Genomic DNA, 15935 nt, shown 5'->3' with positions numbered 1-15935 from the left:
CCCGGAAGCTAAGCCTGCCAGCGCCGATGATACTACCCACCCGGGTGGAAAAGTAGGACACCGCCGAACACACATTAAAGCCTGTGCCCCCCAATTATCATTGGGGGGCACAGGCATATGTATTGCCGTCACCAGGAATGCGATAAAGCGTCCCAACAGTTGTATGTACGCTCGCTATAAAGAAATTCTTTCGAGAGTTCGTTCGTTAGCCGAACGGTTTGTCAATACCTGTGGATGCCGGATTTCGGACTGCTCTTCGGGAGCCCGTGAGATGGCCCCGGTGGCGGGAGGCTGATTGGTCTAGCTCTGGACCGTGGGGCGAATGGTGATGTCGCCGATCTCGATATCGTGCGGCTGTTCAATAGCAAAGACGACGGCCCGCCCGATCGCCGCTGGCGGGATACCGAAGTCGTCCATGTTGCGGCGGATCTGCCCTCGGAGGGCTGGATCCTCGATCGAACTGTCGAGTTCGGTTCGGACAAATCCCGGCGATATCGATGTGGTCCGCACGGCGCCGTCCGTCGACTCCTGCCGCAACCCTTCCATGAGAGTGCGCACGGCATTCTTGGTCGCCGCGTAGACCGCCATGTTGGGCACGATCTTGAGTCCCGCGGTTGACACGGTGGTTATGAAGTGGCCCTGGCCCTGTCGCTGAAACACCGGAAGTGCTGCGGCGATGCCATATAGCACGCCTCGGAGATTCACGTCGATCATCGCCGACCATCCGTCGACGTCGACATCAGAGACAGGTCCGATCTTGCTGATGCCGGCGTTGCTCACCAGCACGTCGAGCCGGCCGAACTCATCCACGGCACGGGCAACGAGCCGCTCAAGATCACCGCGGCGGGCAACGTCGGTCGCGCACGTGACAACCCGCCCACCGCGTTCGCGGATCTTGTCGGCAAGTTCTTCGAGTCGCCTTGTCCGCCGAGCAGCGAGAACCACCACTGCACCGCGTTCGGCGAGCAGGACTGCGGTCGCCGCCCCGATGCCGCTGCTAGCTCCGGTGATGGCTACAACTTTGCCGTCGACGCCAGACATCTTCGATTTCTAATCTCTCTCGCAAGGGCCGGATCGGCACCGCGTGGTGCCGATCCTACGAGTTGCTCGCGGGTGCTTGGGGCCTGGTGTCGGGCTCCTCGTATCCAGGCCAAGGACGCTCCGCTTTTGTAACACGCCGCCTGGCACGGCCGATGAAGAAGGCACCATGGCACTCGCATCGCTGGGGCGCAGTTTCGCCACCACCGTCGTCGCGGCCGCCGTCGCGGCGATAGCGTTAGCGTTCAGCCCCGGCGCGGCCGCCAACGGCCCGGGTTGTTTGCCGCGCAACGGAACGCAACTGAACGCCAACAGCCATGAAAACACCAACATCCTCGGCATCATCTACGACACCAACGTGACGTACTGGTATCAGGACGGTGCGGTCAACTGGCAAAAAACCGTCGACGGCGGCGAATTCAACCTCACGCACACCAACACCTCCGGAACCGTGCCGGCCGCACCGGGAAGCACCGTGACCATCCCCGGGCTCGGCTCGGGCACCAACCCCGCCTACGGCGGGAGCCCGATCACCGTCACCGTCTGCACCGACTAGTTATTTAGTCGAACAGGGTCGCGCAACTTCGGCTTTTCTCCAGGTCGAGCAGCGCGCGTTTGCGGTCCAGGCCGCCTCCGTAGCCGGTCAGGCTGCCGTTGCTGCCGATCACCCGATGACACGGCACGATGATCGCGATCGGATTGTGCCCGTTGGCCAACCCGACGGCCCGCGCGGCGCCGTGGGCACCGATCTGGCCGGCGATCTGCCCGTAGGACGCGGTGTCGCCGTAGGGAATGGTTTGCAATGCGGACCACACCCGTCGCTGGAACGCGGTGCCGAGGAGCTCCAGTTCGACGTCGAACGAGGTGAGTTCACCGGCGAAGTAGGCGTTGAGCTGGTCGACGGCGGCGCCGAAGGCGTTGTCGTCGCGCACCCAGTCGGCGCGGTCGGGTTCGTAGGTCTGGTCGACCATCCGCAGATGCTGCAGTGCCGAGCCGGTGCCCGCCAGGGTGAGCGGACCGATCGGGCTGTCGATAATGCGGTAGCGGGTCATGCGACCTCCTTCGGTGGCCAATGGTTGACGGCGTGATCGAGCGCGGTCCACAGGTGTTGGGTGGCGTAGGAGCGCCACGGCCGCCACCGGCCGCCGCGCTCGGTCAATGCCCGCGAATCGGTAGGCAGGGCAAGCTGTTTGGCGGCGGCCTGGACGCCGAGGTCGGTGACGGGAAAGGCGTCGGGGTCCCCGAGGCCCCGCATGGCGATCACCTCGGCGCTCCACGGTCCAATACCGGGAAGCGCCAGCAGCTGCTGGCGGGCGCGGTCCCAGTCGCAGCCGGCGTCTAAGACCAGGTCGCCGTCGGCGAGCCCGGCGATCAGCGCGCGCAGCGTCCGTCGCCGAGCCTGGGGCACCGCCAGATGGGCGGGATCGATCTCGGCGAGGTCGGCGATCGACGGGAAGGTGTGGGTCAGCGCGCCGCCGGCGTCGTGGACCGGCTGGCCGTAGGCCGCGACCAATCGCCCCGCGTGGGTGCGGGCCGCCGCGGTGGACACCTGCTGGCCCAGGACCACCCGGACGGCGAGTTCGGCCTCGTCCACCGTGCGCGGGATGCGTTGACCCGGCGCCGTCGCCACGATCGGGCGCAGGTCCGGGTCGGACGCCAGTACCTCGAGGACCGCTTCGGGGTCGGCGTCGAGGTCGAGCAGGCGCCGGCAGCGGGCGATCGCGGTGGCCAGGTCGCGAAAGTCGTCGAGCACCAGCTGGCAGCCGACGTGGTCGGGAGCCGGGCGCAGCGCGACGATTCCGGTGCCGTGCGGCAGCCGCAGGGTGCGCCGGTAACCGCCGTCGCGCACCTCCTCACACCCGGGGATGGCGCTGGCCGCCAGATGACCGAACACCCCTTCGTAGGCGAACGGGGTGCGCACCGGCAGCCGCAACGACAGCGCACCGGGGCTGGGCGGGGCCGGCTGGCGGTGCGCGCGGCTGGCCGCGTGCCGGCGCAGCTGGGTGGGGGTGCTGCGGCAGACTTCCCGGATCGTGTCGTTGAACTGGCGGATGCTGGAAAACCCGGCCGCGAAGGCGACGTCGCTGAACGGCAGCTCGGTGGTCTCGATCAGCACCCGGGCGGTCTGGGTGCGTTGCGCGCGGGCCAAGCCCAGCGGGCCGGCCCCGACTTCGCTGTGCAGCAGCCGCTGCAATTGCCGGGTGGTGTAGCCCAACCGGGCGGCCATGCCGACGACCCCCTCGCGATCGACGGTCCCGTCGGCGATGAGCCGCATGGCGCGGGCCACCACGTCCCCGCGCACATTCCATTGCGGCGAACCGGGGGTGGCGTCGGGCCGGCACCGTTTGCACGGCCGGAAGCCGTCTCGCTGGGCCGCCGCGGCGGTGGGGTAGAAACGCACGTTGTGCGCCAGCGGCGGCCGCACCGGGCAACTGGGGCGGCAATACACGCCCGTGGTGACGACCGCCGTCACGAACCACCCGTCAAAGCGGGCGTCCTTGGACTGCACCGCGCGGTAGCACCGGTCGAAGTCGTCGTACACATTTGCAAGACTTACACGCCGCCGGCGACAGCACTAGCGGAAAACCGACATCGTTGTTGGAGGCGTGCTATCGCCACCTCACCGCCTAGGATCCGAATGTGGCCGATCTGGTGCAGAGCTACTTGGACCGGATCCTTGCCGAACACGCCGCGACCGGCGAGGGCGCGGTCGCCGACTACATTCCGGAGCTGGCCGGCGTCGATCCGCGGGGCTTCGGGTTGTCGCTGTCGTCGGGCGACGGGTACGTCTACGAAACCGGCGACGCCGACGTCGAATTCACCATCCAGTCGGTGTCCAAGCCGTTCACCTATGCGCTGGCGCTCGATCAGATCGGTGAGGCGGCCGTCGACGCCCGGATCGGGGTGGAGCCCTCCGGCGAGGCCTTCAACGAGATCAGCGTCGACGATGTCACCAAGGTCCCCAAGAACCCGATGATCAACGCCGGGGCGATCGCCGCGGTGTCGCTGATCCCCGGTGCCTCACCGGATGCGCGGTTCGCGCTGATCCGTGACTTTTACTCCGCCTGCGCGGGACGGCACTTGCCGCTCGACGAGGCGGTGTACCGCTCGGAGCAGGCCACCGGAAGCCGGAACCGGGCGATCGCCTACATGCTGGACAGCTTCGATGTGCTCGACGGCGACCCCGACGAGATTCTCGACGTCTACTACCGGCAGTGTTCGCTGCGGGTCACCAGCACCGACCTGGCCCGGATGGGCGCGACGCTGGCCCGGGCCGGCATCAACCCGTTCACCGGTCGCCGGGTGACCAACGCCGCGGTGGTGCGGCGCACGCTGTCGGTGATGCTGACCTGCGGCATGTACGACGCGGCGGGCGACTGGGTCAGCGCCGTCGGGATGCCGGCCAAAAGCGGTGTCGGCGGCGGCATCGTCGCGGTACTGCCGGGACAACTCGGAATCGGCGTGTATTCACCGCTTTTGGATGCCAAGGGCAACAGCGTGCGCGGTGTAGCGGTGTGCCGCAGCCTATCCGCGCAACTCGGTCTGCACTTTTTGAGTGTGCCGCTGCAGGCGCGGTCGACGCTGCGCGCCACCTACGACGTCCGCGACGGGGTGCGGGTCTACGAGGTGCACGGCGATCTGCTGTTCGCCGGTGCCGAGCAGGTGCTGCGGATGGCGCGGCAGCAATCCGGTGAATTCAGCGCCGCCATTCTGGACGTGTCGCGGGTCGACGACATCAACGGTGCGGCCCGCGCCATGCTCGCCGGGTTGGGCGCGATGCTGCAGGCCGCGGGAAAGCGGGGTTTTCTGGTCGATCCCGACGGTGCGGTGGTCGCGCCGGGCTCACCGGCGCAGGCGGTGACCTTCACCACCGTCGACGACGCGGTCGCCGCCGCCGAGGCCTGGCTGTTCGGCCCGCCGCGGCGCTAGCCCGGCTAGGAGGCAGGCACCGCCAACCGGGTCGGCTGATCGAGCCCCCGCAGCGTCACCGTATCGCCGAAAGTCCAACGCGCCCGCTCGCTTTCGCTGGCCCCCTGCACGGTCGCCGAGGACGCCAGCAGCCGGCTGGATTCGGATTTCGCCAGCTCGCACAGCCGGGCCGCCTCGTTCACCGGTTCGCCGATGACGGTGTATTCGAAACGCTGTTTGGCGCCCACATTGCCGGCCACCGCTTGGCCGGCGGCCACCCCGATCCCGGCCTCGCATTCGGGGACCTCACGGTGCAGCCTGGCCGAAATCGTCCGGGCCGCCGCCAGCGCGTAGTCCTCGGGATGCTCGAGGTTGTTGGGCGCACCGAACACCGCCAGCACGGCGTCGCCCTCGAATTTGTTGACCAGGCCGTGATGTTTGTCGACCTCGTCGACGACCACCGCGAAGAACCGGTTCAGCAGCGCGACCACCTCCACCGCGGGCCGGCCGGTGACCAACTGCGTCGAGCCGATGATGTCCACGAAAACCACTGCGACATGGCGCTCCTCGCCGCCGAGCTGGGGTCGCTCGCGTTCGGCGGCGGCGGCGACTTCGCGCCCCACGTGGCGACCGAACAGGTCGCGGACCCGCTCGCGCTCCCGCAGGCCGGCGACCATCGCGTTGAAACCGCTTTGCAGCTCCCCGAGTTCGGTGCCGTCGAACACCACCAGGTTGGCCCGCAAGTCGCCTTGTTCCACCCGTTTGAGGGCGGCCCGCACCACCCGGACCGGGGTCGCGATCAGCCAGGACAGGATCCACATCAGCACGAACCCGAAAATCAAGGTGGCGGTCGCCAGCATCAGCACCGCCACCCCGAACTGGGAAAGCGTGAGGTTGCGCAGCACCAGGGCGAAAAATGCGGTCACCGCGATGCCCAGCACCGGCACACCCGAACCCAGCATCCACACCGTCATGGTGCGGCCCATGATGCCCGGCGCCAACCGTCGTGGCGGTCGCCCGGCGGCCAGCGCCTGCGCGGCGACCGGGCGCAACGCGAACTCGGTGAGCAGATAGCAACCGGTGGCCACCAGCACGCCGCAGATCCCCACCACGAACGCAATGATGGGGATGAACACGCTGTTGGCCAGGCCATAAAGCAGCGTCAACAGCGCGGTCCCGACACCCCAGAGGATCAGCAGCACAACGGCCACTTGCCACGGCGCCAGGAAGGTGTTGCGTTCGTCGGTGTAGGTGGGTTTGCGTTCGGTGATCGCCCAGCGCAGCTTGCGCACCGTGCGCCGGGTGATCCAGTAGGTGCCCAGCACCAGCGCCGTGGCGATGTAGGCCGGGACCACCGCGAACGTCAGCCACGCCGGCGCGTCGCTGAACACGCTGGGCGACGGAAATGCCACCCCTACCAGCAGCAGTGCGACACCGATCCCGATCAGGTTGGTGCCCACGATGACGACGGTCATCATCAGCTGGATGCGCACCCGGCGGCGACGCTGGTTCTCCGATACCCGGCCGAGCAGCCAGGATCCGTACTCCGGTGTCTTGGGCAGCCGACCGCTTTGCCGGGTCATCGCCTCGAGCAGTCGGCCCAGGCGTTGGGCCGCCGTCTTCTTGGCCATCATTTGGCGTCAGCCTAGTTCGTCCGCGGCAATTTCGGGGCGTACCCCTAAGGTGGATCGGGTGCGTCTTGTGATCGCCCAGTGCACCGTCGACTATGTGGGACGCCTGACCGCGCATCTGCCCTCGGCGCGCAGGTTGCTGTTGATCAAGGCCGACGGTTCGGTCAGCGTGCACGCCGACGACCGCGCCTACAAGCCGCTGAACTGGATGAGCCCCCCGTGTCGACTCACCGAAGAACTCGATGGCGAGGTCCCGGTGTGGGTGGTGGAGAACAAGGCGGGGGAACAATTGCGGATCACCGTCGAGGACGTCGAGCACGACTCCAGCCACGAACTCGGGCTCGACCCCGGGTTGGTCAAGGATGGCGTGGAAGCGCACCTGCAGGAGCTGTTGGCTGAGCACGTCGAGTTGCTCGGCCAGGGCTACACCCTGGTGCGTCGGGAGTACATGACCCCGATCGGGCCGGTCGACTTGTTGTGCCGCGACGAACTCGGTCGGTCGGTGGCGGTGGAGATCAAGCGTCGCGGCGAGATCGACGGGGTCGAACAGCTCACCCGCTATCTGGAGTTGCTCAACCGCGACACGGTGCTGGCGCCGGTCAGCGGGGTGTTCGCCGCGCAACAAATCAAGCCGCAGGCGCGCAACCTGGCCACCGATCGCGGCATCCGTTGCGTGACACTCGATTACGACAGCATGCGCGGCCTGGACAGCGACGAGTTCCGGCTGTTTTGAGTGTGCGTCGGCGATCACAGTGCCGGGACGGAATAGGCACCCACCGGGGCGCGTTGCGCGGTCCATGGCAATCGATGATCTCTTCGCACCGCTGACGGTCCGCTCGCTGACCGTGCCGAATCGGTTCGCGATGGCGCCGATGACCCGCCAGGCTTCGCCCGGCGGAATCCCGGGCGCCGACGTCGCCGAGTACTACCGACGGCGCGCAGCCGGCGGCGTCGGGCTGATCCTCACCGAAGGGGTCCGGCTGCCGGACCCGGCTGCGGGTTACCCGTTTACCGTCCCGACGCTGGCCGGCGAGGAGGTGCTCGCGGGGTGGCGCCGCGTCGTCGACGCCGTCCACGGCGAGGGCGCCACCATCGCCGCACAGCTGTGGCACCAGGGCGTGCTGCGCGACGACGCCGACGGGGTGGTGCCGGTCAGCCCGTCGGGCGTTGACGGGCACGGCAAGCCGCGCGGTCGGGCGCTGGAAACCGATGAACTGCAAGAGATCTCGGCGCTGTACGCGCACGGCGCCGCCACCGCGCGCGACGTCGGCTTCGATGCGGTCGAGTTGCACGGCGCCCACGGCTACCTGCTGGACCAATTCCTCTGGGAGCGCACGAATCTGCGTGCCGATGGCTACGGCGGATCGCTGGCCGCGCGGACCCGCTTCCCGGCCGAGGTGGTCGCCGCGGTGCGGGCCGCGGTCGGGCCGGACTATCCGATCATTTTCCGCTTCTCCCAGTGGAAGGCCACCGACTACGCGGCATCCCTGGCCGCCGACCCGACCCAATTACAGGAACTGTTGGCCCCGCTGGTCGAGGCCGGCGTCGACGTGCTGCACCCTTCCACCCGCCGACACTATCTGCCGGGTTTCCCCGACCACGACCCCGCACTGAGCTTGGCCGGGTGGACCAAGAAGGTCACCGGCACACCGGTCATCGCGGTCGGGTCGGTGGGGCTGGAAACGCAGTTCCGCAGCGAAAAGCCGGGCGAGGTGATCAGGCCCGCGCCCGTCGACCGCCTGGTCGAGCAGTTCGACGCCGGCGAGTTCGACGTGGTGGCCATCGGTCGTGCGCTGCTGGCCGACCCGGGCTGGGTGAACCGGTTGCGGGACGGCGAACTGGACGGGTTCACCGGATACGACGCCGCGGTGGCGTTGTCTGCGCTGGCCTGACCCCGACCATTAGGCTTGGTCGCATGGCCCGTCGCCGCAGCCCGTCGCGCCGGCAGCAGCCGTTGCGGCCGTTACCGGTTCCGCACCGGGTCGAAACCGGACCCGACGGGTATTCCTACGAGGTGCGCACCATCGCCGGGGCCCGGGCGGTCAAAACCTACCGCTGCCCGGGTTGTGATCACGAAATCCGTTCCGGCACCGCACATGTGGTGGTGTGGCGGGTGGACGCCGGTGCGGCCGGGGTGGACGACCGGCGGCACTGGCACACGCCGTGTTGGGCCAACCGCGCAACCCGCGGCCCGACCCGAAAGTGGTCCTAGCCCTTAGTGAGCTGACTCGGCGGCCGGCTCGACCAGCTCGATCAGCACCCCGCCGGCGTCCTTGGGGTGGATGAAGTTGATCCGCGAGTTTGCCGTGCCGCGCTTGGGCGCGTCGTAGAGCAGCCGGACACCCTCGTCGCGCAACCGCTCGGACAGGGCGTCGATGTCGCTGACCCGGTAGGCCAGCTGCTGCAGGCCGGGGCCGCGCTTGTCCAAGAACTTCGCGATCGTCGAGGAATCGTCGATCGGGGCCATCAACTGGATCTGGGCGCTGCCGACCGGGGCGCCGCGCACCGCGAGCATGGCCTCGACGATGCCCTGCTCGTCGTTGACCTCTTCGTGCAGCACGATCATGCCGAGCCGGTCGTGGTACCACTTCTTGGCGGCGTCCAGGTCGGGCACCGCGATACCGACGTGGTCGATCGCCGTTACCAGGGCGGTGGCCAGGGCGGGACGGGCGTCAGCTTGATCGGTGGTCATAACGCAACGGTAACCTGATGGGAAAGATTGCGCTGCACCGATCGGCCAGATCGGCCGTCCCCGCCCGCTTTGGAGGTAGTCATGACCACGTCGGTAATCGTTGCTGGGGCCCGCACCCCGATCGGCAAGCTGATGGGGTCGTTGAAGGACTTCTCCGGCAGTGACCTGGGGGCCATCGCGATCGCCGGCGCGCTGGAGAAGGCCAACGTGCCGCCGGCCCTGGTGGAATACGTGATCATGGGCCAGGTGCTGACCGCCGGCGCGGGTCAGATGCCGGCGCGGCAGGCGGCGGTGGCCGGCGGGATCGGCTGGGACGTGCCAACGCTGACCATCAACAAGATGTGCTTGTCCGGGATCGACTCCATCGCGCTGGCTGACCAGCTGATTCGGGCCGGCGAGTTCGATGTGGTGGTGGCCGGCGGCCAGGAGTCCATGACCAAGGCACCGCACCTGCTGATGGACAGCCGCGCCGGCTACAAGTACGGCGACGTCACGGTGCTCGACCACCTGGCCTACGACGGCTTGCATGACGTGTTCACCGATCAGCCGATGGGGGCGTTGACCGAGCAGCGCAACGACGCCGACCAGTTCACCCGCGCCGAACAGGACGAGTTCGCGGCGGTGTCCCACCAGAAGGCCGCCGCGGCGTGGAAGGACGGCGTGTACGCCGACGAGGTCGTTCCGGTGAAGATCCCGCAGCGCAAGGGGGATCCGCTGGAGTTCACCGAGGACGAGGGCATCCGTGCCAACACCACCGCCGAGTCGCTGTCCGGCCTGCGGCCGGCGTTCCGCAAGGACGGCACCATCACGGCGGGGTCGTCGTCGCAGATCTCCGACGGTGCGGCCGCGGTGGTGGTGATGAACAAGGCCAAGGCCCAACAGCTCGGGCTGGACTGGTTGGTCGAGATCGGCGCGCACGGCGTGGTGGCCGGGCCGGATTCGACGTTGCAGTCCCAGCCGGCCAACGCCATCAAGAAGGCCGTCGCCCGGGAAGGCATCGCGCTCGACCAGCTCGACGTGGTGGAGATCAACGAGGCGTTCGCCGCGGTGGCGCTGGCCTCGACCCGCGAGTTGGGGATCAACCCCGACATCGTCAACGTGCACGGCGGGGCGATCGCCGTCGGCCACCCGATCGGCATGTCCGGGGCGCGGATCACCCTGCACGCCGCCCTGGAGCTCAAACGCCGGGGGTCGGGCTACGCGGTGGCGGCGCTGTGCGGCGCCGGCGGCCAGGGCGACGCGCTGATCCTGCGGGCCGGCTAGGTCGGGTTTGCTGGCGGTGCCGGCGGGCGGACCGTGTGATCTTGCTCATAACCGCCGGTCGGCGGGGGCGAGGTCACCGGCTGAGCGGCTGAGGCGCCGGTTGGGCGTTGTGACAGACTTGACGGCGTGACCCGACCGCGACCTCCGATCGCACCGGCCATGGCCGGCGCGGTAGACCTGTCTGGACTCAAGCAACGCGCCCAGCAGACCGCGTCGGGTGGCGGCGCGACCACCGGGCAGTTCGGCACCGAAGTCACCGAGACCAACTTCGAAGACGAGGTGCTGGTCCGGTCCAACCAGGTGCCGGTCGTGGTGCTGTTGTGGTCGCCGCGCAGCGAGGCGTGCGTGCAGCTCGGCGAAACCCTGGCCGAGCTGGCGGCCGCCGATAACGGCAAGTGGGCGCTGGCCGCGGTCAACGTGGACACCAGCCCCCGGGTGGCGCAGATCTTCGGGGTGCAGGCGGTGCCCACCGTCGTCGCCCTGGGCGCCGGCCAACCGCTGACCAGCTTTCAGGGCGTGCAGCCCGCCGACCAGTTGCGGCGCTGGGTGGACTCGGTGCTGTCGGCGACCGCCGGCAAGCTCAGCGGTGCCACCGACGCCGCCGAAGAACAGGTCGACCCGGCGCTGGCCCAGGCCCGCCAGCACCTGGAGGCCGGCGACTTCGCCGCCGCCCGCACCGCGTATCAGGCGATCCTGGACACCGACCCCGATCACGTCGAAGCCAAGGCGGCGGTGCGCCAGATCGCGTTCCTGCAGCGCGCCACCGCGCAGCGCCCCGACGCGGTCGCGGTGGCCGACGCCGGTCCGGGTGATATCGAGGCCGCCTTCGCCGCCGCCGACGTGCAGATCCTCAACCAGGACGTCGCCGCGGCGTTCGACCGGCTGATCGCGTTGGTGCGGCGCACCGCGGGGGAGGAGCGCACCGCGGTGCGCACCCGGCTGATCGAGCTGTTCGAAATCTTCGATCCCGCCGACCCCGACGTCATCGCCGCCCGGCGCAACCTCGCCAACGCGCTGTACTGAGGTTAGCCGCCGGTTTCCCCGGCGCGAGCGTGCGCAGTTGTACGCGCACAGCGGCAAAAACTGGCATTCTGCGCACGTTCGCGGGGCCGACACACGGCCGCTACTCGGGTTCGAGCCACAGCGCGGCCAGCGGCGGCAGCACCAGCACCGCCGAGGCGGGGCGGCCGTGCCAGGGCCGCTCGACGGCGTCCACCCCGCCGAGGTTGCCGATCCCGGAACCGTGGTAGCCGGTCGCGTCGGTGTTGAGCACCTCGCGCCACCGCCCGGCGGCCGGCAGCCCCAGCTGGTAGTCGGCGTGCTCGGTGCCGGCGAAGTTGAACACGCAGGCCAGCACCGACCCGTCGCTGCCGTACCGCAGGAAGCTCAACACGTTGTTGGCCGAGTCGTTGGCGTCGATCCAGGAATAGCCGTCGGGGTGGGTGTCTTGGCTCCACAGCGCGGGCCGACGCCGGTAGAGGGCGTTGATGTCGTCGACCAGGCGCAGAATGCCGGTCGAAAAGCTGTGCTCGTCGAGTTGGAACCAGTCCACCCCGCGCTCCTCGGACCATTCGGCGCGCTGGCCGAACTCCTGGCCCATGAACAGCAGTTGCTTACCCGGGTGCGCCCACTGGTAGGCCAGCAGGCTGCGCAGCCCGGCGGCCTTGACGTGGTCGTTGCCGGGCATCCGCTCCCACAGCGTGCCCTTGCCGTGCACCACTTCGTCGTGGCTGATCGGCAGCACGTAGTTCTCGCTGAACGCGTACAGCATCGAGAATGTCACCTCGTGGTGGTGATAGGAGCGGTGAACCGGGTCGTGGCTGAGATAGTCCAGCGTGTCGTGCATCCAGCCCATGTTCCACTTCATCGAAAAGCCCAGGCCGCCCAGGCTGGTCGGTCGGGTAACCCCCGGCCAGGAGGTCGACTCCTCGGCGATCGTCACGATGCCGGGCGCGACCCGATGAGCGGTGGCGTTCATCTCCTGCAGGAACTGCACCGCCTCCAGGTTCTCCCGGCCGCCGTAGATGTTGGGCGTCCAGCCGCCCGCGGGGCGCGAATAGTCCAGGTACAGCATCGAGGCCACCGCATCCACCCGCAGCCCGTCGATGTGGAATTCGGTCAGCCAGTACAGCGCGTTGGCCACCAGGAAGTTGCGCACCTCGGGTCGGCCGAAGTCGAAGACGTAAGTGCCCCAGTCGAGTTGTTCGCCGCGTTTGGGGTCCCAGTGTTCATACAGCGGGGTCCCGTCGAAACGTCCCAGCGCCCAGGCGTCTTTGGGGAAATGCGCCGGCACCCAGTCCATGATCACGCCGATCCCGGCTTGGTGCAGCGCGTCGACGAGCCCGCGGAACTCGTCGGGGCTGCCGAACCGGGACGTCGGCGCATAGTACGAGGTGACCTGATACCCCCACGACCCGCCGAACGGGTGCTCGGCGACCGGCAGCATCTCGACGTGGGTGAAGCCGTGCGCCACCACGTAATCCACCAGTTCGCGGGCCAACTCGGTGTAGCTCAGCCCCGGTCGCCACGAGCCCAGGTGCACTTCGTAGGTGCTCATCGCCTCGTGCACCGGGTTGTGCTGCGCGCGCCGCGCCATCCAGTCGTGATCGCGCCAGGTGTAGGTGCTGACGTTCACCCGCGACGCGGTCTGCGGCGGCACCTCGGTGGCGAACGCGAACGGGTCGGCCCGGTCGGTGACGGCGCCGTCGGCGCCGTGCACCCGGAACTTGTACAGCCCGTCGGGCGGGAAGCCCGGCCAGAACAGCTCCCACACCCCCGAGGAGCCGAGCACCCGCAGCGGCGCATCGTTGCCGTTCCACCCGTTGAAGTCGCCGATCAGGCTGACCCCCTTGGCGTTGGGGGCCCACACCGCGAACGACACCCCGGCCACCACACCGTCGGCGGTGGTGAACGAGCGGGGATGCGCGCCCAGCACCTCCCACAGCCGTTCGTGGCGGCCTTCGGCGAACAGGTGCAGGTCGACCTCGCCCAAGGTGGGCAAAAACCGGTAGCCGTCGGCGACGGTGTGGGTGTCCAGCGCGTCGCCGGCGCCGGGATAGCTCACCTGCAGCCGGTAGTCGATCAGGTCGACGAACGGCAGCGCGGCGGCGAACAGGCCCGACTCCAGATGCCGCAGCTGGTAGCGGTCACCGCCCACCAGCGCGGTCACCGCCACCGCGTGCGGGCGCAACGCGCGGATCACGGTGTGATCGCCGTATTCGTGGGCGCCCAGGATGGCGTGCGGGTCGTGATGCACCCCGGCCAGCAACCGGGCCAGCTCAGTGCGGTCGGGTGCCAGATGCGGACTGTCCAGCTGTTCGGTTCGTTTCATGTGCCCGTCACCCCCGGCGCAACAGTGTCGTTCGGGATTCCTCCGGTATCAGCGGCATGTTGATGATGTGGGCGACCGCGCGTGCCGGGTCGATGCGCACGTAATTGGCCTGCCCCCAGTGGTAGTCCTCGCCGGTGATTTCGTCGCGCACCCAAAACTGTTCGTAGGGTTCGCGTCCCAGTGCGGCCATGTCCAGCCACAACGTCGCCTCCTCGGCGGCAAAAGCGTTGAGCGTCACCACCACCAACACGCAGTCACCGGTGCTCGGGTCGAACTTGCTGTAGGCCAGCAACGCGTCGTTGTCCAGGTGGTGGAACCTGATGGTGCGCAACTCCCGCAGTGCCGGGTGGGTGCGGCGGATCGCGTTGAGCTGGGTGATGAACGGCTCCAGTGACCGGCCCTCGGCCAGCGCGGCCGCGTAATCCCGGGGCCGCAACTGGTATTTCTCCGAGTCCAGGTACTCCTCGCTGCCGTCGCGCACCGCGCGGTGCTCGAAAAGCTCGTAGCCGGAGTACATTCCCCAGGCCGGGCTCATGGTCGCGGCCAGCACCGCGCGGATGGCGAACATGCCCGGACCGCCGTGCTGCAGGCTGGCGTGCAGGATGTCGGGGGTGTTGACGAACAGGTTGGGCCGGCGGAAATCGGCGAATTCGGCGATCTCCTGCCCGAATTCGGTGAGCTCGGTCTTCGAGGTGCGCCAGGTGAAGTAGGTGTAGGACTGGGTGAAGCCGAGCTTGGCCAACCCGTATTGGCGGGCCGGCGGGGTGAACGCCTCGGACAAAAACACCACGTCGGGGTCGGTCGCCTTGACCTGACCGATCAGCCAGGCCCAGAAGTCGGGCGGCTTGGTGTGCGGATTGTCGACCCGGAACACCGTCACCCCGTGCTCGACCCAGTGCCGCACCACCGCCAGCACCGCCTCGTACAGGCCGGCGGGATCGGTGTCGAAGTTCAGCGGGTAGATGTCCTGGTATTTCTTCGGCGGGTTCTCGGCGTAGGCGATGGTGCCGTCGGGCAACTCGGTGAACCAGTGCCGGTGGGCGCGGGCCCACGGGTGATCCGGGGCGCACTGCAGCGCCAGGTCCAGCGCCACCTCCAGGCCCAGGTCGCGCGCGGCGGCCACAAACTCGTCGAAGTCCTCCACGGTGCCCAGCTGGGGGTGGATGGCGTCGTGTCCGCCTTCGTCGCTGCCGATCGCCCACGGCGAGCCGACGTCGCCGGGTTCGGCGGTCACCGCGTTGTTGCGGCCCTTGCGGTGGACTTTGCCGATCGGGTGGATCGGCGGCAGGTACACCACGTCGAACCCCATCTCGGCGATGCGGGGCAGCGCCGCGGCGGCGGTGGCGAAGGTGCCGTGCACCGGGGCGCCGTCGGCGTCCCAGCCGCCGGTCGAGCGGGGGAACATCTCATACCAGGCGCCGAACCGGGCCAGCGGGCGATCCACCCACACCGTGAACTGGTGGCCCTGGGTGACCAGGTCGCGCAGCGGATGGCCGGCCAGCACCTCGGTGACCTCGGCGGACAGCGCCGGCGCGGCCCGGCTCACCGGATCGCCCGGGGCGCGGAGCGCTGCCGCGGCCGCCACCAGCGGTTGGCGTCGGCGCCGGGGGGCGGCCGCGGCGGCCCGGTCAAACAGCCGCGCCCCGATCAGCAGGTCGTTGGACAACTCGGCTTCGCCCTGACCGGCGTCGAGTTTGGCGGTCACCGCGTGGCGCCAGGTGTCGATCGGATCGCCCCAGCCGTCGACCCGGAACCCCCACAACCCCACCCGGTCGGGGATGAACTGGCCGTGGAACACGTAGGGCTCCACGCCCATCGTCATCGGCGCCGAGATCGGCTCGACCTGCGGCGCCGCATCGGGGGTGGCGATGCGGTGCCGGGTGGCCGGCTGCGGATAGTGCGGCCCCAAATACTGCGCCACCAGGGTCGCCGCGACCGTCTCGTGGCCGTCGCTCCACACCGTGGCGCAGACCGGGACCACCTCACCGACCACCGCCTTGGCCGGATAGCCGCCGCACGATACGACGGGCTGGACGTCATCGATCTCGACCCGGCCAGGCACCCAATCAAC

The 15935-nt window shown here is 68.8% G+C and carries 14 protein-coding genes; 7 read left to right on the top strand and 7 right to left on the bottom strand.

What is annotated here, in order from left to right; translation table 11 throughout:
• Positions 1-300 precede the first annotated feature (300 nt).
• Positions 301-1041, bottom strand: coding sequence for an SDR family oxidoreductase (locus tag ACAG26_RS25835; RefSeq protein ID WP_370485933.1), 741 nt, complete (start codon positions 1039-1041; stop codon positions 301-303).
• 166 nt (positions 1042-1207) lie between these two features.
• Between ACAG26_RS25835 and ACAG26_RS25830 the strand changes: the two genes are divergently transcribed.
• On the top strand, positions 1208-1594 hold the full coding sequence (locus ACAG26_RS25830; RefSeq protein ID WP_370485932.1) for a hypothetical protein: 387 nt from the start codon (positions 1208-1210) through the stop codon (positions 1592-1594).
• A 4-nt stretch (positions 1595-1598) separates the two neighbouring features.
• Here ACAG26_RS25830 and ACAG26_RS25825 read toward each other — a convergent pair whose 3' ends face one another.
• Positions 1599-2090, bottom strand: coding sequence for a methylated-DNA--[protein]-cysteine S-methyltransferase (locus ACAG26_RS25825; RefSeq protein WP_370485931.1), 492 nt, complete (start codon positions 2088-2090; stop codon positions 1599-1601).
• Entirely contained in the window at positions 2087-3580 is a 1494-nt protein-coding gene (locus ACAG26_RS25820) for an AlkA N-terminal domain-containing protein (RefSeq protein WP_370485930.1), read from the bottom strand. The genes ACAG26_RS25825 and ACAG26_RS25820 overlap by 4 nt, the downstream gene beginning before the upstream one ends.
• Before the next feature lie 98 nt (positions 3581-3678).
• Here ACAG26_RS25820 and glsA point away from each other — a divergent pair, with 98 nt between their 5' ends.
• Positions 3679-4968, top strand: coding sequence for a glutaminase A (gene glsA, locus ACAG26_RS25815; RefSeq protein ID WP_370485929.1), 1290 nt, complete (start codon positions 3679-3681; stop codon positions 4966-4968).
• Between the two features lie 5 nt (positions 4969-4973).
• Here the strand turns inward: glsA and ACAG26_RS25810 are convergent, their stop codons facing one another.
• A complete protein-coding gene (locus ACAG26_RS25810; protein ID WP_370485928.1) occupies positions 4974-6581 on the bottom strand; it encodes an adenylate/guanylate cyclase domain-containing protein in 1608 nt (535 codons plus the stop codon).
• Between the two features lie 58 nt (positions 6582-6639).
• On the opposite strand from ACAG26_RS25810, the gene nucS reads away from it, so the two are divergent.
• The 3 genes from nucS (at position 6640) to ACAG26_RS25795 (ending at position 8790) form a co-directional block, all read left to right on the top strand.
• Positions 6640-7311, top strand: a complete 672-nt coding sequence (gene nucS / locus ACAG26_RS25805; RefSeq protein WP_370485927.1) for an endonuclease NucS — start codon at positions 6640-6642, stop codon at positions 7309-7311.
• A gap of 64 nt (positions 7312-7375) precedes the next feature.
• Positions 7376-8470: an NADH:flavin oxidoreductase gene (locus tag ACAG26_RS25800; RefSeq protein ID WP_370485926.1), complete on the top strand. Its 1095-nt coding sequence runs from the start codon at positions 7376-7378 to the stop codon at positions 8468-8470.
• 23 nt (positions 8471-8493) lie between these two features.
• Positions 8494-8790 carry a hypothetical protein gene (locus tag ACAG26_RS25795; protein ID WP_370485925.1) on the top strand — a complete coding sequence of 99 codons (297 nt, stop codon included), beginning with the start codon at positions 8494-8496 and terminating at the stop codon, positions 8788-8790.
• A gap of 3 nt (positions 8791-8793) precedes the next feature.
• Here the strand turns inward: ACAG26_RS25795 and mce are convergent, their stop codons facing one another.
• Complete coding sequence (mce, locus tag ACAG26_RS25790) at positions 8794-9270, bottom strand: methylmalonyl-CoA epimerase (protein ID WP_370485924.1); 477 nt, start codon at positions 9268-9270, stop codon at positions 8794-8796.
• Between the two features lie 81 nt (positions 9271-9351).
• Here mce and ACAG26_RS25785 point away from each other — a divergent pair, with 81 nt between their 5' ends.
• Positions 9352-10533 (top strand): acetyl-CoA C-acetyltransferase, encoded by a 1182-nt coding sequence (locus tag ACAG26_RS25785; RefSeq protein ID WP_370485923.1) that lies wholly within the window; start codon positions 9352-9354, stop codon positions 10531-10533.
• 126 nt (positions 10534-10659) lie between these two features.
• Positions 10660-11556 (top strand): co-chaperone YbbN, encoded by an 897-nt coding sequence (locus ACAG26_RS25780; protein WP_370485922.1) that lies wholly within the window; start codon positions 10660-10662, stop codon positions 11554-11556.
• 100 nt (positions 11557-11656) lie between these two features.
• Here ACAG26_RS25780 and glgB read toward each other — a convergent pair whose 3' ends face one another.
• Positions 11657-13864: a 1,4-alpha-glucan branching protein GlgB gene (glgB, locus tag ACAG26_RS25775; protein WP_370485920.1), complete on the bottom strand. Its 2208-nt coding sequence runs from the start codon at positions 13862-13864 to the stop codon at positions 11657-11659.
• A 7-nt stretch (positions 13865-13871) separates the two neighbouring features.
• On the bottom strand, positions 13872-15926 hold the full coding sequence (locus tag ACAG26_RS25770) for an alpha-1,4-glucan--maltose-1-phosphate maltosyltransferase (protein WP_370485919.1): 2055 nt from the start codon (positions 15924-15926) through the stop codon (positions 13872-13874).
• Between the last annotated feature and the right edge of the window lie 9 nt (positions 15927-15935).

Origin of the sequence: Mycobacterium sp. pUA109 (genome assembly GCF_041287095.1) — a bacterium.
Classification (GTDB): domain Bacteria; phylum Actinomycetota; class Actinomycetes; order Mycobacteriales; family Mycobacteriaceae; genus Mycobacterium.
Note: the sequence above shows the minus strand (reverse complement) of the source record. Positions and strands in the feature narration are given on the sequence as shown.